The sequence below is a fragment of the Sinorhizobium fredii NGR234 genome (genome assembly GCF_000018545.1).
In the GTDB taxonomy this organism is placed as follows: domain Bacteria; phylum Pseudomonadota; class Alphaproteobacteria; order Rhizobiales; family Rhizobiaceae; genus Sinorhizobium; species Sinorhizobium fredii_A.
The window spans coordinates 283,116-304,658 of record NC_012587.1 but is presented as its reverse complement, the minus strand read 5'-3'; the positions used below and the strand labels follow the sequence as shown (position 1 = coordinate 304,658).

The 21,543-nt window shown below is 62.9% G+C and carries 20 protein-coding genes; 1 reads left to right on the top strand and 19 read right to left on the bottom strand.

Annotated features, from left to right (window positions below):
- Positions 1 to 789 precede the first annotated feature (789 nt).
- From fliF to NGR_RS12575, 19 genes are all read right to left on the bottom strand, one after another.
- Positions 790 to 2,469 (bottom strand): flagellar basal-body MS-ring/collar protein FliF, encoded by a 1,680-nt coding sequence (gene fliF / locus NGR_RS12665; RefSeq protein WP_012706844.1) that lies wholly within the window; start codon positions 2,467 to 2,469, stop codon positions 790 to 792.
- 232 nt (positions 2,470 to 2,701) lie between these two features.
- Positions 2,702 to 3,088 (bottom strand): chemotaxis protein CheT, encoded by a 387-nt coding sequence (gene cheT, locus NGR_RS12660; protein WP_012706843.1) that lies wholly within the window; start codon positions 3,086 to 3,088, stop codon positions 2,702 to 2,704.
- Positions 3,089 to 3,151: 63 nt separating this feature from the next.
- Positions 3,152 to 3,706: a chemoreceptor glutamine deamidase CheD gene (gene cheD / locus NGR_RS12655; RefSeq protein WP_012706842.1), complete on the bottom strand. Its 555-nt coding sequence runs from the start codon at positions 3,704 to 3,706 to the stop codon at positions 3,152 to 3,154.
- Positions 3,703 to 4,092 (bottom strand): response regulator, encoded by a 390-nt coding sequence (locus NGR_RS12650; RefSeq protein ID WP_012706841.1) that lies wholly within the window; start codon positions 4,090 to 4,092, stop codon positions 3,703 to 3,705. The genes cheD and NGR_RS12650 overlap by 4 nt, the downstream gene beginning before the upstream one ends.
- Positions 4,092 to 5,144, bottom strand: a complete 1,053-nt coding sequence (cheB, locus tag NGR_RS12645) for a protein-glutamate O-methylesterase CheB (RefSeq protein WP_012706840.1) — start codon at positions 5,142 to 5,144, stop codon at positions 4,092 to 4,094. Before cheB ends, NGR_RS12650 begins: the two co-directional genes overlap by 1 nt.
- Positions 5,141 to 6,049: a protein-glutamate O-methyltransferase gene (locus tag NGR_RS12640; RefSeq protein WP_012706839.1), complete on the bottom strand. Its 909-nt coding sequence runs from the start codon at positions 6,047 to 6,049 to the stop codon at positions 5,141 to 5,143. The genes cheB and NGR_RS12640 overlap by 4 nt, the downstream gene beginning before the upstream one ends.
- A complete protein-coding gene (locus NGR_RS12635) occupies positions 6,046 to 6,513 on the bottom strand; it encodes a chemotaxis protein CheW (RefSeq protein WP_012706838.1) in 468 nt (155 codons plus the stop codon). The genes NGR_RS12640 and NGR_RS12635 overlap by 4 nt, the downstream gene beginning before the upstream one ends.
- 4 nt (positions 6,514 to 6,517) lie before the next feature.
- The gene (locus NGR_RS12630) at positions 6,518 to 8,812 is read right to left on the bottom strand and encodes a chemotaxis protein CheA (RefSeq protein WP_012706837.1); all 2,295 of its coding nucleotides are present in this window, start codon (positions 8,810 to 8,812) and stop codon (positions 6,518 to 6,520) included.
- 19 nt (positions 8,813 to 8,831) lie between these two features.
- Positions 8,832 to 9,197, bottom strand: coding sequence for a response regulator (locus NGR_RS12625; protein ID WP_012706836.1), 366 nt, complete (start codon positions 9,195 to 9,197; stop codon positions 8,832 to 8,834).
- A 3-nt stretch (positions 9,198 to 9,200) separates the two neighbouring features.
- A complete protein-coding gene (locus NGR_RS12620; protein ID WP_012706835.1) occupies positions 9,201 to 9,494 on the bottom strand; it encodes an STAS domain-containing protein in 294 nt (97 codons plus the stop codon).
- Between the two features lie 29 nt (positions 9,495 to 9,523).
- Positions 9,524 to 11,137, bottom strand: coding sequence for a globin-coupled sensor protein (locus NGR_RS12615; RefSeq protein ID WP_012706834.1), 1,614 nt, complete (start codon positions 11,135 to 11,137; stop codon positions 9,524 to 9,526).
- 415 nt (positions 11,138 to 11,552) lie between these two features.
- The gene (locus NGR_RS12610) at positions 11,553 to 11,699 is read right to left on the bottom strand and encodes a hypothetical protein (RefSeq protein WP_164924169.1); all 147 of its coding nucleotides are present in this window, start codon (positions 11,697 to 11,699) and stop codon (positions 11,553 to 11,555) included.
- Positions 11,700 to 11,827: 128 nt separating this feature from the next.
- Positions 11,828 to 13,198: an FGGY-family carbohydrate kinase gene (locus NGR_RS12605; protein WP_012706833.1), complete on the bottom strand. Its 1,371-nt coding sequence runs from the start codon at positions 13,196 to 13,198 to the stop codon at positions 11,828 to 11,830.
- A 1-nt stretch (position 13,199) separates the two neighbouring features.
- Positions 13,200 to 13,514, bottom strand: a complete 315-nt coding sequence (gene rhaM / locus NGR_RS12600; RefSeq protein WP_012706832.1) for an L-rhamnose mutarotase — start codon at positions 13,512 to 13,514, stop codon at positions 13,200 to 13,202.
- A gap of 9 nt (positions 13,515 to 13,523) precedes the next feature.
- Positions 13,524 to 14,528: an ABC transporter permease gene (locus NGR_RS12595; protein ID WP_012706831.1), complete on the bottom strand. Its 1,005-nt coding sequence runs from the start codon at positions 14,526 to 14,528 to the stop codon at positions 13,524 to 13,526.
- Positions 14,528 to 15,508 (bottom strand): ABC transporter permease, encoded by a 981-nt coding sequence (locus tag NGR_RS12590; RefSeq protein ID WP_012706830.1) that lies wholly within the window; start codon positions 15,506 to 15,508, stop codon positions 14,528 to 14,530. Before NGR_RS12590 ends, NGR_RS12595 begins: the two co-directional genes overlap by 1 nt.
- Positions 15,505 to 17,016 (bottom strand): sugar ABC transporter ATP-binding protein, encoded by a 1,512-nt coding sequence (locus tag NGR_RS12585; RefSeq protein ID WP_012706829.1) that lies wholly within the window; start codon positions 17,014 to 17,016, stop codon positions 15,505 to 15,507. Before NGR_RS12585 ends, NGR_RS12590 begins: the two co-directional genes overlap by 4 nt.
- 290 nt (positions 17,017 to 17,306) lie before the next feature.
- Positions 17,307 to 18,296 (bottom strand): rhamnose ABC transporter substrate-binding protein, encoded by a 990-nt coding sequence (rhaS, locus tag NGR_RS12580; RefSeq protein WP_012706828.1) that lies wholly within the window; start codon positions 18,294 to 18,296, stop codon positions 17,307 to 17,309.
- Positions 18,297 to 18,425: 129 nt separating this feature from the next.
- On the bottom strand, positions 18,426 to 19,238 hold the full coding sequence (locus tag NGR_RS12575; RefSeq protein ID WP_012706827.1) for a DeoR/GlpR family DNA-binding transcription regulator: 813 nt from the start codon (positions 19,236 to 19,238) through the stop codon (positions 18,426 to 18,428).
- Between the two features lie 201 nt (positions 19,239 to 19,439).
- Here NGR_RS12575 and NGR_RS12570 point away from each other — a divergent pair, with 201 nt between their 5' ends.
- The gene (locus NGR_RS12570) at positions 19,440 to 21,539 is read left to right on the top strand and encodes a bifunctional rhamnulose-1-phosphate aldolase/short-chain dehydrogenase (protein WP_012706826.1); all 2,100 of its coding nucleotides are present in this window, start codon (positions 19,440 to 19,442) and stop codon (positions 21,537 to 21,539) included.
- Positions 21,540 to 21,543: the final 4 nt, after the last annotated feature.

The following is a 21,543-nucleotide window of genomic DNA, read 5'->3' as shown; positions in this document are numbered from 1 at the left end:
AACGGAGCCGGTTTTTCCGCCCGCAAACCAGGGCGCGAATCAATATGGAAACTGTACATCGCCGCCCCTAAAAAGACACTGTGATTGCGGCGCGATTTGCTTGCGCATCTCTAGGTAGCAACTCTGCTGGCGGTCCGGTTTGCATGACGATTGCGGCTGTGCCCCCATGCGCTGACCAGTTATCGTATACAGATGATTTCTATCATTTTTCCGCGAATCGCGATTGCCAGGCGCGGTCGTCGGGAAAGGCATCACGGGACACGCCTAAGGCGTGGATGCGGTCGCTTTCCGGCAACTTCCTGTGCCTTCGATGCCTCCAGCCGTTCGAATATAGATGAGTGAGATTTACTTTAGAATGACGCCTGTTGCTAAAATGCACCAAGTCGGAGACGCGCTGGCAGCAGCAGTGAACTGTATAAAATCAAAGAGGATCCGAAATTTATTCTGGCTTTTGGAAGTTATATCTCCGAAAAGCTGAACACTTCAAAAACAATCGTCAGTCGACAAGCAGCGCCGGACGGGCAGTGTCGGCCCTTCCGAATCTAATATGGTTAAATTTTCTTTAAAAGTTTCGATCCGGCCCCTCATCAAGACTCGCCCGGTCGGTGTGGATTCTTGGCACGGATGTGATGTCCGCGCAGCCAGGGCGGAATTGACTCAGGCACTATTTCGATCGACGCGACAAATCATCGGACGATCGTGGTAGCGCGTACCGAACTCGCCTGTCGCACAGAAACGCGAAATCCCGCCGGTGCGGCGGGATTCTGCAGAAGCGTCTCTCGGACAATTTCAGGCGGCGCGGTCGAGCGACCATTTGCGGAGGATTTTTGCGGCGCGCTCCTCGCTGATCTCCACCATGCGGGCAAGCCGGCGCTCCGGACCTTCCTTGACGCGACGATTGAAACCATTGCCTTCGTCGCTGATATTGAGCAGGTCGTCCGTGCTGTCGAAGCCGAAGTCCGAACCGAAGCCTTCCATGAGGGCCCCGCCCGCGGCGCTGGCGCCGGCCGGAGAGAAATCCGGCAGCTCGAGACCGGCGCCCTCGCCTTCGAGATGACCCGACTGGCCTCCGAAGCCCATCTGCCGGGCGAGCGGCCGCATGCCCAGCCAGACGACCAGGAAGGCGACGAGGATGAAAGCCAGCGAGTTGATGATGCCGCCGAGATTGCGCGTCAGCATCTCCATGACGCCCGGTCCGGCCACTGCCTGATCGAGCAGCTGCGTCTCGACGAAATCCATAGCATTCAGCGTGACGACGTCGCCGCGATTCGTGTCGACGCCAGCCGCCGAGGCGACGATCTTCTGCATGTCCTGAAGATAGGCATCGATCTTTGCCTGGTCAGCCCCTTCGCCGACCATCGCCGCCAGACGGCCGCGGTTGACCACGACGGCGATCGACAGCCGTTCGATCGAATAACTGTTCTTGACGGTCGCGATCGTCTTGCTGTTGATCTCGTAATTCGTCTGCTCTTCCTTCTTGGCCGCCTCGTCGTTCGACTGCTGGCCCGCACCGCCGCGCGGCGCCGCCTGCGGCACGTTCTGCTGCACGGTCGCGGCGTTGTCCGGCTGCTGCTGGCTGGATTTCTGCTCTTCCTTGATGACGCGGGTGGAGCGCTCGACCCGCGATTCCGGATCGAACACGGTCTCCTGGATCTGCTGGGCATCGGTGTTGAGCGAGGCGGTGACGCTGGTGCGGAAATTGTCCATGCCGAGGAAGGGGGCAAGCGCGTTGTCGATCTTCTTCTCGAGATCGGTCTGAACGTTCTGCACCACGCCGAGCGACTGGTTGAGGGCGCTGTTTGCCGGATCGTCGCCCGAGGCCAGAAGCTGGCCGGTCGAATCGAGAATGGTCACATCGTCGATATCGAGACCCGGGACCGACGAGGCGACGAGATGGCGAATGGAGGAAGCGGCCCCCCGGCCGACCGTCGCGCTGGCGCGGATCATCACCGATGCCGTCGGCGTCTGCTCGGCCTTGCGGAAGCTGCCGCGCTCGGGCATCACGATATGAACGCGCGCCGCGGCAATGCCGGAAATCTGCTGGATGGTGCGGGCAATCTCGCCCTCCAACGCGCGGACGCGGGTGACCTCCTGCATGAAGGAAGTGAGCCCCAGCGAGCCGACATTGTCGAAGAGTTCGTAACCGGCATTGGCGCTGCTCGGCAGGCCGCGCTCGGCCAAGAGCAGCCGAGCCTTGCCGGTCATGCCCACCGGCACCTGGATGCTGCCGCCATCCGAGCCGACCTCGAAGTCGAGATTGGCCTCGGCAAGCGCAATGCTGATCTGGGTGACATCGCTGCGCTCGAGGCCGACATAGAGCGTTTCATAGGCCGGCTTGTTGACGTAGATGGCGGCGCCGAGAACGAAGCCGATTGCGACGATGCCGGCCACCGCGAGTGCTATCAGCTTGCTCTGCCCGAGATTGCTCAGGTTTTTCGTGAACGTCGAGAATTGATCGAACAGATTCATTCTGTTTCCGCACCCAGTATCGCATGGCACCCTTGCCGGTACTCGACGGCGTCATGCGAAGATCCAACATTCTGGTAAGCCAAGTATCGATACGCGCGAATCTACCAGCCCCGGAAGCGAAGCTAGGCGGCGAAACTTGCGCGAACTTGACGAATGTCGAAGCAAGGATGTTTTATCGGCCCGCCGCTACGACCGACGCGCGGTCCGGCGGAAAGCCTCGCACTTTTCCTGATCAGAAAGCCTCGAAATCGCCCGAGGCCTTCGTGAGCGGCTGCGAGTGGCCGTGGCGCAACAGGCCGTTGCCGAGCGCTTTCTTCATGTCGGCAAGCTTGACCAGGTTCACGGCAGTCGAGATATCCACGAGGCAGGTGTCGGGGATCGACGCGGTGATCGTGTCGATGAATTCGGCGAGCCCCCGGGTCTTCTGGACGGCAAGGTCGATGCCCTGAAGCACCATCATCTTGTCCTCTGTCGCTGATCCATCATGGCCGTTCCAGAGTTGTGGCTCGATGCGCTCGATGAGGTAGGCGACGTCATGGAGCTCCGTGACGATGCGCATCAGCACTTCCGGCAGCGATTCTTCCGCGTGAGGCATGTAGCTCTGGTGGTCGGTCTGCATTGTTTTTCTCACGTGGTCTTGAAGGATTCGTTGGCACCCGGCTGGCCGGCCCTCGATGGGCGATCAGAAGAACTCGATCGAGCTTTCGACCGGCTTCGGTGCAGGCGCGGGCCGCTGATCCTGGTGGATGGCCCTCTGGGCTTCAACACCGGTCAGCGCGTATTGGCGGGCACGGCCGGTCACGGGCCAATATTCCAGCTTGCGGCCATGTTCGCCGCCGGTGCTTTCTCCGACAACACGGATGCCTTCGTCGAGCAGGAACTGCCGTGCGAAGGCGGCGTTCTGTTCGCCGACATTCGAGAACCGTGCGATCGTCTTGGCTCCGCCAAAAATCTTCGCCTCGAGCCGATCGCGGCGCGCACCCTGTTTCAGGAGACCGTTGATAAGCAATTCCATGAGATGCACGCCGTAGCGCGTCGCGTCGCCGGCCGATGCCGGCGACGTCGAAGAGCCCGGCAGCAGGAAGTGGTTCATGCCGCCGACGCCCGACACCGGGTCGCGCATGCAGGCAGCCACGCAGGAGCCGAGAATGGTCGAGAGAACGACATCCGGATCGTTGACGACCTTGAACTCGCCCTGAATGACATGCACACGCCTGCCGGCAGCCTCCAGCATCATTTCAGCGCCCCGAACACGGCCTCGATCGCTGCCTTCATCTTTTCGATGGTGAATGGCTTGGCGAGAACGTTGTTGGCGCCGAGTGCGGCGGCCTTCTGAACCAGCGCCCGGTCGCCCTGGGCGGTCAGGATGATGAAAGCGGCCTTCTTGGTGTTCGGGTTCGAGCGCACGGCCTGCAGCAACCCGAGACCGTCCATCTTCGGCATGTTGAAATCCGAGATGACCAGATGGTGCGGGTTCTGCGCCATGATCTTCATGCCCTGCTCCCCGTCGCCGGCGGCAGTGATCTGCTTGAAGCCGAGCTGCTGCAGGGCGTCGCCCAGCAGCAGGCGGCTCGTGACCTGATCGTCGACGATCAGAACCTTAATCTTTTCGGCGATGGACATTATTCGTTTCCTTCCTTCCGGGCTGCTGCCGACTTCAATATCTCCTCCCCGATCGATCCGAGGGGGAGCTGCATTTCGACAGCACCCAATTCATGGGCCACTCTGGGCATTCCATAGACGACACAAGTCTTTTCGTTTTGTCCGAAGGTGCGCGCCCCGGCGTGCCGCATTTTGAGGAGACCGGCCGCGCCGTCGCGCCCCATGCCGGTCAGGATCACGCCGATCGCATTGCGCCCGGCCAGTTCGGCGACCGAATCGAACAGGACGTCGACCGACGGGCGATGCCCGTTGACCGGCTCCCGGTCAACCAGCCTGCAGCACGGCGCAGAGGCATTGGCGATCTGCAGGTGCCGGTCGCCGCCGGGGGCCAGATAGACCTTGCCGACTTCGAGGCGGGCGCCGTCGGTCGCCTCCTCGACGGTCGGCGCGCAGAGGCGGTTCAACCGTTCCGAAAAGCTCTTCGTAAAGGTGTGCGGCATGTGCTGGGTGATCACCGTTGGCGGGCAATTCGCCGGGAACTTTTGCAGCACTGCGATCAGCGCCTCCACGCCGCCGGTCGACGCGCCGATCGCGATGATCTTGCGGCCCGCCCTGTAGTCGGAAGCGGTAGCCACGGCCGGTGCGGAAGCCGCCCGGTTGCTGGTGATCATCGATTTGCGCTGCGAGCGGGCCGCCGCCTTGACCTTGTCGACCAGGCCGCCGAACGGGTTCGGATCGCCGGGGTGCGGCTTGCCGACGCAATCGAAGGCACCGATTTCGAGGGCGGCGATCGTCGCTTCAGCGCCCTTGTGGGTCAGCGTCGAGACCATGATGACCGGCATGGGCCTGAGCCGCATGATTTTGTCGAGGAACTCGAGGCCGTTCATGTTCGGCATTTCGATGTCGAGGGTGACGACATCGGGATCGAGCTGCTTGATCGCCTGACGGGCCTCGAGCGCATCGGCCGCCTGGCCGACGACCTTTACCTCCGGATCGGCATTGAGCACCGCCGAGATCAGGCCACGCATGGTGGGAGAGTCGTCGACAACGAGAACGCGGGCGGGAGCGTTCATGCCCGACCTCCATGGAATTTTCCGGTGTGGCGATAGGTGGTGACGCCGATATTGTCGAAGATCGCCTTGGCATCCCCCGAGACGCGCTCCGAGTGGCCGATATAAAGATGACCGCCGGTATCGAGCACGCCCGCGAAGCGCGACCAGATCTTCATCTGCGTCGGCTCGTCGAAATAGATCACCACGTTGCGGCAGAAGATCACGTCGAAGGGCCCCTTGAGCGGCCATTGCGCCATGAGATTGAGCTCGTTGAATGTGATCAGCCGCTTGACGCGGTCATCGACCTGCCACTTGCCGCGACCGTTGACGTCGACCTCTCGGAACCATTGCTTGCGCATGGCGGGGCTGACCGTTTCGAGCGCCGTCGCGTCATAGGCGCCGGCCCGGGCGAGCGCCAGGATCTTCGGATCGATGTCGGTCGCGAGAATGCGGAAGTCGTAGTCGGCTGCATTCGGCAGCAGCGACAGCACGGTCAGCGCAATCGAGTAGGGCTCCTGGCCGTCCGAACAGGCCGCCGACCATATTCGGACCCGGCCGCCGTTCTTGGCCCGGGCGATCAGGCCCGGCAGGACATCGGTCTTCAGATGCTCGAAATGATGGTTCTCACGAAAGAAGCGGGTGAAGTTGGTCGTCAGATGCGAGAGCATGTCGCGGCGCGCCGCAGCACCGGCCGGCGAGGCGACGAGCTGGCAATAGTCGCGGAAGCCTTTGAGCCCGAGATTGCGGATATGTTTCGACAGCCGCGAATAGACCAGCGACGCCTTGGATTCATTCAGATAGATCCCGGCATCCGCGTAGATCATCGCGGCGATTTCGCCAAGGTCGCGACGCGTCAGCGGGTATTCGCCGGCTGCAAGGCATTCATCCGGCGACAGTTTCTGCTCGAAAGTGGCTTGGGCTCTCATGCTGCTTCCCTTTCCTCGTGCGGGAAGACCTGGTCGAGTTCGACGAGGCAGATCATCCGTCCCTCGATCGCCAGGACGCCGCGCGCAAAGCTTCTTTCGAAGTCCGACGCGATATCCGGCGTCGGCTGGATGTCGCCATCCGAGACGGTCAGGATATCGGAGACGGCATCGACCAGAAGCCCCACCACCTGGCTCTTCACCTGCGCGACGATGATGACGTGACGCACCGTCGGCTCGGCCGCCTTCATGCCGAGGCGCGCCGAAAAATCGATGATCGGCAGCACTGCGCCGCGCAGGTTGACGATCCCGAGCATATAGCTCGGCGCATGCGGCATGGCGATCGCAGGCGTCCAGCCGCGAATCTCGCGGACGGACATGATGTTGACGCAGAATTCCTGGCCGCCGACGCGGAAAGCGATCAGCTCCCGTCCGCCAGTCGTCAGATTTTTTGCGACATAAGTCATAGTATTATCCGGCTGCAGCAAGGGACATTTCAGGTTTCAGGGTTTGTCCGCGCGAGGCGGCAACGATCGCATCGACATCAAGAATAAGCGCCACGCGGCCGTCGCCGAGAATGGTCGCCGCCGCAATGCCCGGCACATGGGTGTAGTTCGCCTCGAGGCTCTTGATCACCACCTGTCGCTGGCCCTGGATGGCATCGACCATCAGGGCGCGCTGGCCGCCGCCTTCGGACTCGACCAGCAGGGCCACGCCGTCGACCGGATTGGCCTGGATGGCGCGGAAGTTCAGGATGCGGCCGACATCGACCAGCGGGCAGAAGGAGTTGCGGATCGAGATCAGCCGCTGCGAGGCGCCGAAGCTGTGGATCGCCGAGGCTTCCGGCTGCAGCGTTTCGACGATCGCCGTCAGCGGCACGACGAGCGTCTGGTTGGCAACCGTCACCACCATGCCGTCGAGGACGGCGAGCGTCAGCGGCAGGCTCATGGTGAAGACGGAGCCCTGCCCCGGTTTCGACGAGATGTTGATACGGCCGCCAAGCGCCTGGATCGAGCGCTTGACGACGTCCATGCCGACGCCGCGACCGGAAATGTCGGAGATCTTGTCGGCGGTCGAGAAGCCCGCATGGAAGATCAGGTTGTCGATTTCCTCGTCCGACAGATTGGCATCGGCGGCGATCAGATCGTTGTCGATCGCCTTCTGGCGGACCTTCTCGCGGTTGATGCCGGCGCCGTCGTCGGCAAGCTCGATGACGATGCGGCCGGAACGGTGCTTGGCGGTCAGCCGCACCGTGCCTTCCGGGTTCTTGCCGGCGGCGACGCGCTTTTCCGGCGTTTCGAGACCGTGGTCGACCGCATTGCGGATCATGTGGGTGAGCGGCTCGGCGAGCTTGTCGATGACCGTCTTGTCGACTTCCGTGTTCTCACCCTCGGTGACGAGGCGCACCGACTTTCCGGTCATGTCGGCGATTTCACGGACGATACGCGACATGCGCTGGAAGACCGGCTTCACCGGCTGCGCGCGGATCGCCATGACGCTGTCCTGGATCTCACGGGTGAGCTGCTGCAGCTCCTCGAGGCCCATGTTGATCGACGAGGTGCCGTTCGTGTCGTTCTCGATGACGCTCTGCGACAGCATCGCCTGGTTGATCACCAGCTCGCCGACCAGGTTGATCAGGCGGTCGACGCGGTCGAGATCGACGCGGATCGTCGGAGTGGCCGCCGACGCGGCCTGCTGCGCAGCCGCCTGTGCCGCCGAGGCAGGCGATGCACTCTTGGCGCTCTCGGCGGAGGCGCGTGCGGTCTGGGCCATCTGCAGGACATTGCTGGCGGTCGCCGCAGCCGAGACGGCCTCGTCGCGGGCCTCGCGCTGGGCAACAACCTGCTCGTCGTCCTCAGCCGCCCCCGACGAGGCGGACACGTCGCCGTCGAGCAGCGACAGATCGAACGGAACGGGCTGCATCGGCAGTTCCTCGCCGGCGCCGGCGTTGCCGCCGGCCAGCGCCACGTCGAGCTCGCAATCCCATTCGGCGAACTCGAACACGGAGCGGATCGCCTCTTCGCCCTTGTCAGTCTTCAGCGATATCTTCCAGGCGAAATAGGCGGCCTCCGGATTCATGCTGCCGAGCGCCGGCAGTTCGTCCATGTCGCAGTGAATGCTCATCTCGCCGAGGCGGGAGAGATCGCGCAGCAGCAGCGTCGCGTCGTTGCCCTTGGCATAGAGTTCGGACTTCGGCCTGAAGAGGATCTCAAAGGTGGACGGCTCGATTGCCGGAGGCTCGCTCGCCTCGAAGTCGTCGAAGGAGAAGGCAACGGGCTGGAAGCCTTCATCGTTGACGACCGGTGCGGGCGCGGGTGCCGGTACCGGCGCGGCGGGCGGCGCCGGCTTTGCGGCCGGTTCTGAAACGGCTGCCTGCGGCAATTCACCATTGGCGAGCGCCTCAAGTTCCTTGATCAGCTGCCGGCTGCGCGCCTCGTCGACACTGCCGCCGTCGCGCGCGGCGTTGGTGAGATCGGCGAGCACATCCGCCGATTTCAGCATGACCTTCAACACATCCTGGTTGGGTTCAAGCCGGTTGGATCGAACGCAATCGAGCGTCGTCTCGAACACATGCGCGAACGAGACGAGGTCATCCAGCCCGAACGCACCGGCGCCGCCCTTGATCGAGTGGACCGCACGGAAGACAGCATTGACCGTTTCGGGGTCGCGGTCGCCGTCGTTGAGCCTCAGGAGACCCGACTCCAGTTCCGCGAGCTGCTCCTCGCATTCCTGGAAGAAAATCTCTTTGATTTCGTTCATATCCATTGGAGGACACCCTCGGATTTCAGGCCGTTACGCGCTCGATGGCATCGATCAGCTTGGTCGGGTCGAACGGCTTGACGATCCACCCGGTAGCACCCGCCTGCCGTGCGCGGTTCTTCTTCTCGGCGTCGCTTTCGGTGGTGAGCACCAGAATGGGGACGGCGCGGTAGCGGTCGTTCCTGCGGACGCCTTCGATGAAGCCGAAGCCGTCGAGGCGCGGCATGTTGATGTCGGTAACGATCACGTCGGGATTGGCGGTCTCCAGCACTTCGAGGCCTTCGACGCCGTCCTCCGCCTGGATCGTTTCGAAGCCAGCATTGTTGAGGGTGACAAGAAGCATGTTCCGGATCGTCCGGGAATCGTCCACAGTCAGAACTCTCTTCTTCATTTCTCAAATCTCCTTTGCCATCAGGGGCGCGATGTCCACGCCGATGAGCTGTGTCGTTTTAACGAACGCGTCCGACACCTTGGCAAAGGTGAAGGACACCCGATCCTCTTCCCAACTTCTTGCGCCGGCCATCAGCACCTGTGCGCAGAGCGTTCCGATGCGCTCGACGGCGGACGCATCGATCGCGACGGGCGACCCTTTGAGCGAGAGCAGCCTTTCATGCAGCGCCGTCGCCTCGTTCAGGTCCAGGACCGGAGCGAGCTTCAGCGATTTCTTTGCGGTGTTCTTGCTGGCCATTCTGTTCCTCGACTGACCTGTTCCCTGAACTAGCGCCGCCATCCGGCGACGTGCCGCCCGAGGGCGGTATCATCGCTGAACGGCATCGCAGCTTCGTCCCCATCGACTTGCGGCAGAAGCGCCGGCGGCGGGGCAATGGTCGAAGCCCTCAAGCCTGCCTGGCGCTCGAAACGGAAGCGGCGGATCGTCTGTCCCAACTCCAGGATGGTGCCGTGGAGATCTTCGGTCGAAGCCGCCGCCTCGCCGGCAAGCGTCGCGCTTCGGGCCATCGCCTTCGAGATGCCGCCGATCTCGGAGGCCGCGGCGGCCAGATCGTTCACCTGCGTCTCCGCCTCGCGCGCGATGCCGGAGACCGCGGCGTTGATGGAAATCACCTGGTCGACGATGCTGCTGATCGCGTTCTGGGTCTGGCCGACGATCTCGACGCCGGCCTCGACCTGCGTCTTCGTGCCGTTGACGAGTTGCTTGATCTCGCGCGCCGCCTCGCCCGAACGCTGCGCAAGCGCCCGGACTTCCTGCGCCACGACCGCGAAGCCCCGGCCGCTCTCGCCGGCGCGTGCCGCCTCGATGCCGGCATTGAGGGCGAGCAGATTGGTCTGGAAGGCAATTTCGTCGATCACGCCGATGATCTGGCCGATCTTTTCGGCCGAAGCTTCGATATCCGCCATGGCGGAAATCGCCTGACCGGCGATCTCGCCGCTGCGCTCGGCAGCCTGCCGCGTCTCGCTCGCCCTGGTCTCGGTCTCGCTGATCCTGATCGAGCCCGAGCGCATTCGCTCGGTCATCGCACCGAGTGCTGCGACCTGGCCGGTCAGCGCTTCCGCCTCGCCGCTGGCCGAGCCGGAAAACTCGCTCGTGCGGCCGCGCAGGCTTTCCACAATGGTTTCGGCGGCAGCGGCGCGTTTGTCGCCGGACAGCAGCGCGTTTTGGATCTGGTCCAAAGCGGCATTCAGCCCTGCGGCGATCGGCCGATACGCATCCGGCGCATCCGTGGGGAGGCGAGCGCCAAGGTCACCGGTGCCGAGAGCCTGCAGGAAATCGGAAAAGAGCGCCGCCACTTCGGACTCGTCGCCCTTGCGTTGGTCGGAGAGGTGGCGCTGGTGCTGCTGGCGAAGCGCGTTGAAGCGCAGCGACACCGCGATCTCGCCGTCGACGAAGGCGGCGCGGACGAGTGCGGCGACCAGCCGGCAGAGCTCGCTCCTGCGTGCCTTGCCGAACGGAAGCAAGGATTTGGGCCAAGCATTCTCGATGGCGCCGACAATGAGATGCTCCAGCACGACCGCATGGCTTGCGAGTTGCCAGCGCGGGTCGAGCCCCATGCGGGCTTCCGTGTCGGCGAGCACCTTGACGCGCTCGGCATAAAGCCCGTCGAAACGGGCGTCGGTCAGGACATTCCAATGGGACGACTGGAGGTCGTGCAGCCGGTCGAGCTGGCGGTCGCTGTCGAAATGACGGACGGCGTCCGGATTGGCCTGCAGCCGTTGGAAAAGATCACGCAGCGCAAGCTCGATGCTCGGTGACAGCACCTGGCGATGGTCGCGCAGAAGTGCGCAGGCTCTCTCGTCGAGGCCGGCAAAGCGCAGGCGCTCGAGCAGGCTGCCTGCCTGGCCCTTCCTTGCCTGTTCTGACGCTTCCTGCTGCACGCTGTTCCCCGGCCTGATGCGTAGACGAAATTTGCCTGAGGGAAGATGTGGCCCGCTGAAGGGGCTGTGGCCGGTCACGCCCAGTCGATGAAATCGGCGCGCCTGAGCGTTCTCTATCGTCCATCCCGCAAGTAACTTCGGTGAGATTGCATACCGGACCGGAACCGGTACGGCGGCTTGGCATCATGCCTTGAGAGAAGCTGAGACTTCCTATTCCGACGTGTTGGACCATGTTTATGGTTAATTCCTTGCTTGAAGGTTAACGGTTTCCAGCCCGTAATCGGAATCGCTAAAATTCAACCAACGCGCTACTCGCCGCTGTCTTGCACTGTTTTACTCTACCGGAGACAACAGGTTTTTAATCACAAGAGTTTAGAATTGCGGTTCTACTTGTCGTCCAGTATCGAATCGAAGGTCAAATGGGCGCGAACCGCGCACGCTGCACCGTCACAGGCACAGGCGACATCATGAAGATGCGTCCACGGGAATGAGCAATGATTGTTCTTGGAATTAGCGCCGCCACCATCGCAATCCTCGCAATGACGGCGATCTCGATCGTCATCAATCTCGAACATAGACGAGCGGCGAACAGAAACATTTTCTGACGCAGGCCCTCCGACCAGCGTCCAAGAATATCCGTTCGCTCTTACTTCTTCCATCCATCGATACACACTTGCGACTGCAGCCGCTCTACACATGCTCGGCGGTCAAGCGCTGCCATTTGTGTGCGTAATCGACATAGCTCCGCGGGACAGCTTCCGAGAAGGCTTCCGCTCCTGTCCTGATCGTGGCACCTGCGACGAGGCAGGCCGCACCGAGGCTCGTTCCGGTGCTGCTGAGGCGGTTGGCGAGCACCAGCCGGCCGGTCGCAGCGGCCAGCATCCGCAAATAGGCGGAATTCGCAGCGAACGGACCTTCCACGACAATTTCGCCCCTCGCGCCGATCAAATCGAGGCAGGTCGCCGTCATCAGGGAAAGATGGAAGGAGACGGCGGCGAGCCGCTCGGCCGGGGTGAGGTTGTCTTCGTTCACCGTCCAGCGCGGCTCTGCCGAGGGGAAAGGACCGGAGCCGCCCGGCACCGACGGCAGCAGCATACGGCCTTCCGCAAGCACACGACGTTCGGCCTCGGCTGAAGGTGGCGGCGGATCGTCGCCGATCAGCAGCGAAAAGGCGCGGCCGCCCATGAAGCGGGCAGATGGGACCGGATCGCCGAGTGCATTGACATTGATGAGTGTATCGCGCCTCTCGTCGAGCTCCACCTGCTCGCCGCCGACCGACATCATGACGACCCAGGTCCCGGTCGAGACGACGGAAAACGGCGCGCTGCGGGTCAGCAGGTGCGGCAGCAGCGAGGCGTTCGAATCGTGGATGCCGCAATAGACTGGCAGTCTGTCCGGCAGGCCCGTCGCCTCGGCAAGGGCGGGAAGCAGGCCGCCGATCACCTCGTCCGCCTTGCGCACCGGCGCAAAAAGCGGCGTCCAACCCCGTGCCTCGACCATCGTCGAGAACGTTGCAGTCTTGGGATTCCACAGATCGGTATGACAGCCGAGTGAGGTCAGTTCGTTCGTCGCAACGCCGGTGAGACGATAGGACCAATATTGCGCATAGGTCAGGATCGTCGCGACCTCGGCGAAATCTCGCGGAAACATGCGCTGCTGCCAGAAGAGCTGCGCACCGACATTGAGCCCCATCGGCAGGCGGGCCGAGCCGGTCTCGGAAAAGGGCGGGCGTGCTTGGCCATATTCCTCGGAAAGCGCATCCGGTCCGGCATATTCATAATCGAGCACCGGCATTGCGAGCTCGCCTGCGTCGTTGAGCAGGACGGCGGTCGCCCCATGTGTTGTCACGGAAATCGCATCCACCGGGCGCTCGCGGTGCAGTGCGGCGAGGCTATCAAGGATGAATCGCCAGAGATACTCGACGTCGAAATGCGGATAGAGACCGTCCTTCACGACGACGTTGGGCGTCTTGCGGACGGCAATCTCCTCGAACTGCTCGAGATCGACCAGCGCGATCTTGGCGTTGGTCTTGCCGATGTCGATGACGGCAACGGTCTTCATGTCAGGACAGATGAAAGACGGTCTTGAGCGGAACGGCGACCGGCTCGTTGTCCGCCCGCGTTTCCATGATGTCGGCCATGTAGGCCCACCATTTCTGCATCACCGGGTGCGAGGGCAGATCGGCCATCGTATGGTTCTCCGTGCGCCAGAGCACGCCGAAGAGCAGGCCGGTCTCCTCGTCGAGATGGATCGAATAGTCGGAAATGCCGGCTTCTTTGAGCAGCGTCACCAGCTCCGGCCAGATCGCATCATGACGCGCTCTGTATTCCTCGGCCATGCCCGGGTTGAGCCGCATTCGGAAAGCGTATTTTTCCATCGGGAAACCTCAATGCGCGAGACGGCGGCGGGCGCGCCGCCAGAGGATCGGCAAGGCGATGACCGAGATCAGCAGCAGGCCGATGAAGATCGACATGACGATGCCGGGAACGTTCAGGAGGCCGAACCCGAAGGTGACCATGCCCATGATCAGGGCGGCGAGCACGACGCCTGGTATGGTGCCCGAGCCGCCGAGAATGTTGACGCCGCCAAGCACCACCATGGTGACGACCTCGAGTTCCCAGCCGAGTGCGATCGAGGGACGCGTCGAGCCGAGGCGGGAGGTGAGGCAGATCGAGGCAAGGCCGGCCATCAGCCCGGTCAAGAGGAAGAGCGTGAATTTCACCCGCGCCACGCGGACGCCCGAAAAGAGCGCCGCCGTCTGGTTGTTGCCGATGGCGTAGACGGCGCGGCCGAAATTCGTCTTGTGCAGCAGCACGCCATAGGCGACGGCGAGCAGCGCGAAGAGGGTGAATTCGAAGGAGAGGACCCACCAGACATAGCCCTGGCCGAACCAGGCGAAGCTTTCGGGATAGCCGGTAAAGGCCTGGTCGCCGAGAATGATGAAGGACAGGCCGCGAAACAGGCTCATCGTGCCGATCGTCACGACGATCGACGGGAGGCCGAGGCCGGTGATCAAGAGGCCATTGACGGCGCCGCAGACAAGCCCGACGCCGAGACCGATCGCGACGAGCACCGGCGTGTCGACGCCGAGTTGCACGGCGTAGCCCATGGCGGTCGAGGCGAGCGCGATGATCGAGGCGACCGAGAGATCGATCTCGCCGGAGATGATCACCAGCGCCATCGCGAAGGCGATCATCGCCTTTTCGGTGAAGTTGAAGGTGGCGTCGGACAGGTTCCACGGATCGAGGAAATAGGGCGAAGCAAAGGAGTTGCCGAGGAAGATCACCGTCGCGACCACGATGAGCAGCGCTTCCCAGCTCCTCAGGAGGCGGGCGCCGCGCCCCTCGAGGCGATCGGGGATGTTGCGGGGAGAGAGTTGAGCGTGCGCCATCAGACCGCCTCCGCTTTCCTGAGAATGACCCGGCCCTTGCGCCGCTCGGCGCGGGCGTTGACGGCGACGGCGATGATGATGACCGTTCCGGAGATCGCCATCTGCGCAAAGGGCGAAATGTTGATCACCGGCAGTGCGTTCTTGATCACGCCGAGGAAGAGCGCGCCGAGCACGGCACCGGCCACCGAGCCGATGCCGCCGGCGATCGAGATGCCGCCGATGACGCAGGCCGCGATGATGTCGAGTTCGAAGCCGGCGGCGATATCGACATAGGCGACCGCATAGCGCGACACCCAAAGATAGCCGGAGAGGCCGGCGAGCGTGCCCGACAGGCAATAGGCGAAGAAGCGTGTGCGGCCGACATCGATCCCCGTGTAGACGGCGGCATGCGGATGGCCGCCGACCGCATAGAAGGCTCGACCGATCGGCGTGCGGCTCATGACCAGGAACATCACGGCGATCATCAGGAGCGACAGCCAGGAGAGCACCGGCATTCCAGCGAGATCCAGCCGCGGCAGCGCCTTGAAGGCGTCGCTCATCTCATGCGCATTGATCCATTTGCCGTCCGTCAGCAGGAAGATCAGGCCGCGATAGATCGTCAGCGTTCCGAGCGTGACGACGATCGGCGGAATGTCGAGCTTCCAGACGAGCGTCCCGTTGATCATGCCGAGCAGGCCGCCGAGCGCCATGGCGGCAAGAATGATGAGCGGGATCGGCAGGCCGGGAAAGGCGGCGTTCAGCATCGCCGCGACCATACCGCAGAGCGCGAGGTTCGCCGCCATCGACAGATCGATGCACCGGGTGAGGATCACGGCCATCTGGCCGAGCGCCAGGATGATCAGGATCGACGTGTCGTTATAGACGCGGGCGAGATTGAAGGGCGCTACGAAACCAGGAAAGCGCAAGGCGATCAGGGCGAGCAGCACGGCGATCGCGCCGACGAGCAGGATTTCGCGGTTCTTGAGGAGCTTGGCGATCATGCGGCCCTCCCGTTGATCTGCGTTTCGATGCCGGCCGCGGCGCGCACCAGCTTCTCGGCCGTCAGTTCGGAGCGTTCGAAGCGGCCGGCGATCCGGCCTTCGCGCATGACGATGACCCGGTCGGACATGCCCATGATCTCGGGGATTTCCGAGGAGACCATGATGACGCTCAAGCCCTGCGCCGCGAGTTCGCTCATGAAGGCGTGCACGGCGGCCTTGGAGCCGATGTCGATGCCTTTGGTCGGCTCGTCGAGGATGATGACCTTGGGCTTGGTCGCCAGCCACTTGGCGATCACCACCTTCTGCTGGTTGCCGCCGGAGAGCGTGCCGACGTCCTGATCGAGCGAGGCGGCGCGCAGATCGAGGCGCGCGGTGTATTCGCGCGCCAGGGCGAACTCGTTGGCGAGCTTCAGGAAACCCGAGCGCGAGGTGTGCGATAGCGACGGCAATGTGACGTTCTGGAAGATCGGCATGCCGATGATAGCGCCCTGCCGGCCGCGCTCTTCGGGGACATAGACGATGCCGGCACGGATCGCCTCGGCCGGGTTGCGGATGACCAGCACATTTCCATCCAGCCTGACCGCACCGGCCGACGGGCGGGTGATGCCGATCAGCGACTGCATGAATTCCGAGCGCCCGGCCCCGACGAGACCGTAGAAGCCGAGGATTTCGCCGCGCCTCAGCTCGAAATTGATGTCCTCGAATTCGGTCGGATGGCGGTAGCCGGAGACCGTCAGCACCGCCTCGCCGATCTTGACGTCCTTCTTCGGGTAGACGGAATCGACCGCACGGCCGACCATCATGCGGACGAGATCATCCTGGCTGGCGTCGGCGATCAGCCCTTCGCCGACCATCGTTCCGTCGCGGAAGACGGTATAACGATCGGCGATCCGGAAGATTTCGTCGAACTTGTGGCTGATGAAGAGGATCGCCTTGCCGTCGGCCTTGAGCCGCTCGATCAGGGCGTAGAGCTCATGGATTTCCTTGTGCGACAGCGCCGCCGTCGGCTCATCCATGATGACGACCTGCGCATCGACGGAGAGCGCACGGGCGATCGCCACCAGATGCTTCTTGGCGATGCCGAGGTCGCGCAGCCGGATCGTCGGGTCGAAATCGGCGCCGGCCCGCTGCAGCAGGGCCGCGGCGTCGGCGTTCAGCTTCTTCCAGTCGATTAAACCGAAGCGGTTGCGCGGGGCATGGCCGAGGAAGATGTTTTCCGCAACCGAAAGCTCGTCGAAGAGCACCGTTTCCTGATGGATCGCGGTCACCCCGGCGCGCGCCGCGGCGAGGGCGGTGGGGAATGTCGTTTCCGTGTCGGCGACCCGGATCATGCCGGAATCCGGCTGATAGATGCCGGTCAGGATCTTGACGAGCGTCGATTTGCCGGCGCCGTTTTCGCCGATCAGCGCCGTTACCGAACCCGGATAGAGCGCGAGAGAGACATCGGAGAGAGCCCGCACACCCGGGAAGGACTTCGAAATGCCCTCGAGAGTGATGGCGGGCTTCATCCGCGATGTGGTCTTTTCCTGCAACAAGAGAGGGTCCACCAGTTCAGTCGTTTCAATTGGGCGGTTGCTCAGGCACAACGAGGGGAAAGGCTGCCCCTCTCCTCGGGTTTAACCCGAGGACTAACCCTCTCCCCGCTCGCGGGGAGAGGGACAAGTCGCAGCCCGCGTTATCCGCCGGCATTCACCAAAAGGCGATGCGTCGCCGCGTGTTCCCTTCTCCCCGCCTGCGGGGAGAAGGTGCCGGCAGGCGGATGAGAGGCGAACCGAACAGCCCCCACCCCCTTCGCCGATCAGAAGATCTTGGCAAACTCTTCGACGTTCGAGGCATCATAGACGAACGGGTCGGCCATGGCGCCTTCGTTGTTGTCGTCGAGCTTGACCGTTCCCATGCGGCCCATCTTCAGTTCCGCACCGGGTTTGGCTTCGGCACCGTTGATGATGTCATAGGCGATCATCGTCGCCGAATAGCCGAGGTCGATCGGGTTCCAGATCGCGAAGGACTTGGACGCGCCGGACTTCACATGACCGGCCATTTCGGAGGGCAGCCCGAGACCGGTGACGTTGATCTGGCCGATCTTGCCGGCGTCGGTGACGGCCTGGGCGGCCGCGACGATGCCGATCGAGGTCGGCGCGATGATCGCCTTCAGGTTCGGATGGGACTGGATGAGGCCCTGCGTCTCACGGTAGGACTTGTCGGCAAGGTCGTCGCCATAGACTGTGGCCACGACGTTGATGCCCTTGTAGTTGACCTGGACCTTCTTCATCTCGGCAATCCAGGTGTTCTGGTTGGTTGCCGTTGCCGAGGCCGAGAGCACGGCGACATCGCCGCCTTCCGGCAGGTTATCGGCGGCGAGCTTGATGATCATGTTGCCGATCAGCGGGCTCGACGACGGGTTGAGATGCATCAGCCGGCCTTCCTTGGCGACACCCGAATCCCAGGAAATCACCTTGATGCCGCGGTCCATCGCCTTCTTGAGCGCCGGTACGAGTGCGTCGGTGTCGTTGGCCGAAACCGCGATCGCATCGACCTTCTGGGCGATCAGCGAATTGATTACCTCGATCTGGCCCTCGGCTGTCGTCGAAGTCGGACCGGTATAGATGATCTCGACGTCGCCGAGTTCCTTGGCCGCTTCCTGGGCACCCTTGTTGGCGGCCTCGAAGAAGCCGATGCCGAGCGCCTTGACGACGAGCGCGATCTTCTTGTTCTCCGCATGAGCGGCGTTCGCCATGAGCGCGGCCGCGACGGCGGCCGTCACCATCAATGATTTGAGAATTTTCATCACGTTCTCCTCCCTTGGGTCCATGCATCTGGAGTGGATGCATCGTCCGACCCGACAACTCCATCTGGCGGTCTTGCTACCGGCTTGCGCCCGCTAAGGCCGCCTTTCTTTTCCCCCTCCTCACCCGCCTCAGGCGGATGTCGAAGCAGTTTCCGCGTCGACTTTCGACTTCGCATTGGCGATGACGAGAGTGACGCCGGCGCTTTCGAGCATCGAGGCATGCCTGTCCTCGATGCCCGAATCCGTAATGACTGTGGCAATGCGCTTGAGACCGCAGAGAATGAGGCTCGAACGCTTGTGAAATTTCGACGAATCGACGAGCACGACCAGTTCGTCGGCCTGATCGATCAGCTTCTGCTCGGCCTGGATCAAGAGCGGATCGGCCTCCATCAGGCCGAGCGGCCCGAGCCCCTGCGCCCCCATGAACATGCGGCGCGCATAGAAGTTGCGCGTCACGTCATTGTCGAAGGGGCTGAGGATGATGTTCTGCTCGCGATAGATCGTCCCGCCCGAAAGCATCACCGTGTTCTTCGAGTGCTTGAGCAGGTGCTCGGCGATCGGGAAGGAATTGGTGAAGACCTGCATCCGGCGGTTGGCGAGGAAATGCACCATCTGGAAGGTAGTCGTGCCGCCATTGATGATGATCGGCTCACCGTCCTGGCAGAGCGCCACCGCCTCGCGGGCGATCGCCTGCTTCTCCCGGGCATGCAGACCCTCGTTGACACTGAAGGGCCGACCGGCGAGGCCCACGAATTGCGGCGGATTGATCGCCTCGGCGCCGCCGCGCACCCGGCGCAGGCGCTTCTGCACATGCAGCGCCGCAACATCGCGGCGGATCGTCGCCTCGGAGCTGCCGGTCAATTCGACGAGTTCGGGCACGGTCACGACCGGCTTTTCCTGCACTGCCGACAGGATGATCCTATGTCTTTCTTTCTCGTGCATGCGCTCCTCCGATGCCCTGCATGCTTCCATCAGTCCCGAGCATTGTCAATCAGTTTCGATCATCTTTTTTCATTGTGCGCTGCAATATGAACGTTTCTGATCGTTTTTGATTGACATCTGCGCAATGAGCGTGTGATCTGATGCCAATCATATCGTCGCGGCCGCAAGGGCCGGCGGCTGGCTTACCGGGAGGAATTCGAGATGCTCGACAAGCAACAGGGCGCACGCCTGGCCAATCTCTGGGATGACGCCAAGGTGGCGCGAATGAGCGAAGCGGAGCGGCTTCTCTACCGGTCCAACCTGCTCGGCTCGGACAAGCGAATCACCAACTACGGCGGCGGCAACACGTCCGCGAAAGTCATGGAGAAGGATCCGCTGACCGGCGAGATGGCCGAGGTTCTCTGGGTGAAAGGATCGGGCGGCGACGTCGGCACGATCAAGATGGACGGCTTCGCCACGCTCTACATGGACAAGCTGCGGGCACTGAAGGACATCTATCGCGGCGTCGAGTTCGAAGACGAAATGGTCGGCTACCTGCCGCACTGCACATTCAACCTCAATCCGCGCGCCGCCTCGATCGACACGCCGCTGCATGCCTATGTGCCGAAGGCGCACGTCGACCACATGCATCCGGACGCGATCATCGCCATCGCCGCTTCGAAGAACAGCAAGGAACTGACAAGCAAGATCTTCGGCGACGAGATCGGCTGGCTGCCCTGGAAGCGGCCGGGTTACGAGCTCGGCCTGTGGCTGGAAAAATTCTGCCTCGAAAACCCGAAGGCGCGCGGCGTCGTGCTCGAGAGCCACGGCCTCTTCACCTGGGGCGATACTGCCAAGGAGGCGTACGAGACGACGATCGAGATCATCAACCGGGCGATCGCCTGGTTCGAGGCGGAAAATACCGCGCCCGCCTTCGGCGGAGAGGCGAAACCGGCGCTTGGCGCGGCGGAACGCGTCGCAATTGTCAAGAAGCTGATGCCGGTGATCCGCGGCCTGATCAGCACTGATGAGAAGAAGGTCGGCCACTTCGACGACAGCAAGGCGGTGCTGGATTTCGTCACTTCGACCAATCTGGAGCCGCTGGCGGCGCTCGGCACGAGTTGCCCCGACCATTTCCTGCGCACCAAGATCCGGCCGCTGGTGGTGGACTTCGACCCCGCGCAGCCGGATATCGAAAAGACGCTTTCCGGCCTCCCCGAGGCGATTGCCGCCTATCGCGCCGACTATGCGCGCTACTACGAGCGCTGCAAGCGTGCCGACAGCCCGGCGATGCGCGACCCGAACGCGGTCGTCTATCTGGTTCGCGGCGTCGGCATGATCACCTTTGCCAAGGACAAGGCGACGGCGCGCATCTCCGGCGAATTCTACGTCAATGCCATCAATGTGATGCGCGGCGCCTCGGGCGTTTCGACCTATGTCGGCCTGCCGGAACAGGAAGCCTTCGACATCGAATACTGGCTGCTCGAGGAAGCCAAGCTGCAGCGCATGCCGAAGCCGAAGAGCCTCGCCGGGCGGATCGCGCTCGTCACCGGCGGCGCCGGTGGCATCGGCAAGGCGACCGCCGCCCGGCTGATGCAGGAAGGCGCCTGCGTCGTACTCGCCGACATCGATGACGCGGCCCTGGAAATCGCCCAGAGCGAACTCGCCGGACGCTACGGCAAGGATTTCGTGCGCTCCGTCAGCATGAACGTGACCAGCGAGGCGGCGGTCGAGGCCGGCTTCGGCGATGCGCTGCTGGCCTTCGGCGGTCTCGACATTCTCGTTTCCAATGCCGGCCTCGCCTCGTCGGCGGCGATCGAGGACACGACGCTGGCGCTCTGGAACAAGAACATCGACATTCTCGCGACCGGCTATTTCCTGGTGTCGCGCGAGGCCTTCCGGATCTTCCGCAACCAGAAGGCCGGCGGCAATGTCGTGTTCGTCGCCTCGAAGAACGGCCTTGCCGCCTCGCCCGGCGCCTCGGCCTATTGCACGGCCAAGGCGGCCGAAATCCATCTTGCCCGCTGCCTCGCCCTCGAAGGCGCATCGGCACAGATCCGCGTCAACGTCGTCAATCCGGATGCGGTGCTGCGCGGCTCGAAGATCTGGAGCGGCGAGTGGAAGGAACAGCGCGCCGCCGCCTACAAGATGGACGTCGATGAGTTGGAGGCGCACTACCGCGAACGCTCGATGCTGAAGCTCAGCGTCTTCCCGGAGGATATTGCCGAAGCGATCTACTTCCTGGCCTCCGACATGTCGGCGAAATCGACCGGCAACATCGTCAATGTCGACGCGGGCAATGCCCAGTCCTTCACGCGCTGATTGG

Bases quoted from the DNA above. Each gene is read 5' to 3' on its own strand.
- fliF (WP_012706844.1), bottom strand. From the start codon at position 2,469: ATGAATCTGTTCGATCAATTCTCGACGTTCACGAAAAACCTGAGCAAT.
- cheT (WP_012706843.1), bottom strand. From the start codon at position 3,088: ATGCAGACCGACCACCAGAGCTACATGCCTCACGCGGAAGAATCGCTG.
- cheD (WP_012706842.1), bottom strand. From the start codon at position 3,706: ATGATGCTGGAGGCTGCCGGCAGGCGTGTGCATGTCATTCAGGGCGAG.
- NGR_RS12650 (WP_012706841.1), bottom strand. From the start codon at position 4,092: ATGTCCATCGCCGAAAAGATTAAGGTTCTGATCGTCGACGATCAGGTC.
- cheB (WP_012706840.1), bottom strand. From the start codon at position 5,144: ATGAACGCTCCCGCCCGCGTTCTCGTTGTCGACGACTCTCCCACCATG.
- NGR_RS12640 (WP_012706839.1), bottom strand. From the start codon at position 6,049: ATGAGAGCCCAAGCCACTTTCGAGCAGAAACTGTCGCCGGATGAATGC.
- NGR_RS12635 (WP_012706838.1), bottom strand. From the start codon at position 6,513: ATGACTTATGTCGCAAAAAATCTGACGACTGGCGGACGGGAGCTGATC.
- NGR_RS12630 (WP_012706837.1), bottom strand. From the start codon at position 8,812: ATGGATATGAACGAAATCAAAGAGATTTTCTTCCAGGAATGCGAGGAG.
- NGR_RS12625 (WP_012706836.1), bottom strand. From the start codon at position 9,197: ATGAAGAAGAGAGTTCTGACTGTGGACGATTCCCGGACGATCCGGAAC.
- NGR_RS12620 (WP_012706835.1), bottom strand. From the start codon at position 9,494: ATGGCCAGCAAGAACACCGCAAAGAAATCGCTGAAGCTCGCTCCGGTC.
- NGR_RS12610 (WP_164924169.1), bottom strand. From the start codon at position 11,699: ATGACGATCGAGATCGCCGTCATTGCGAGGATTGCGATGGTGGCGGCG.
- NGR_RS12605 (WP_012706833.1), bottom strand. From the start codon at position 13,198: ATGAAGACCGTTGCCGTCATCGACATCGGCAAGACCAACGCCAAGATC.
- rhaM (WP_012706832.1), bottom strand. From the start codon at position 13,514: ATGGAAAAATACGCTTTCCGAATGCGGCTCAACCCGGGCATGGCCGAG.
- NGR_RS12595 (WP_012706831.1), bottom strand. From the start codon at position 14,528: ATGGCGCACGCTCAACTCTCTCCCCGCAACATCCCCGATCGCCTCGAG.
- NGR_RS12590 (WP_012706830.1), bottom strand. From the start codon at position 15,508: ATGATCGCCAAGCTCCTCAAGAACCGCGAAATCCTGCTCGTCGGCGCG.
- NGR_RS12585 (WP_012706829.1), bottom strand. From the start codon at position 17,016: ATGAAGCCCGCCATCACTCTCGAGGGCATTTCGAAGTCCTTCCCGGGT.
- rhaS (WP_012706828.1), bottom strand. From the start codon at position 18,296: ATGAAAATTCTCAAATCATTGATGGTGACGGCCGCCGTCGCGGCCGCG.
- NGR_RS12575 (WP_012706827.1), bottom strand. From the start codon at position 19,238: ATGCACGAGAAAGAAAGACATAGGATCATCCTGTCGGCAGTGCAGGAA.
- NGR_RS12570 (WP_012706826.1), top strand. From the start codon at position 19,440: ATGCTCGACAAGCAACAGGGCGCACGCCTGGCCAATCTCTGGGATGAC.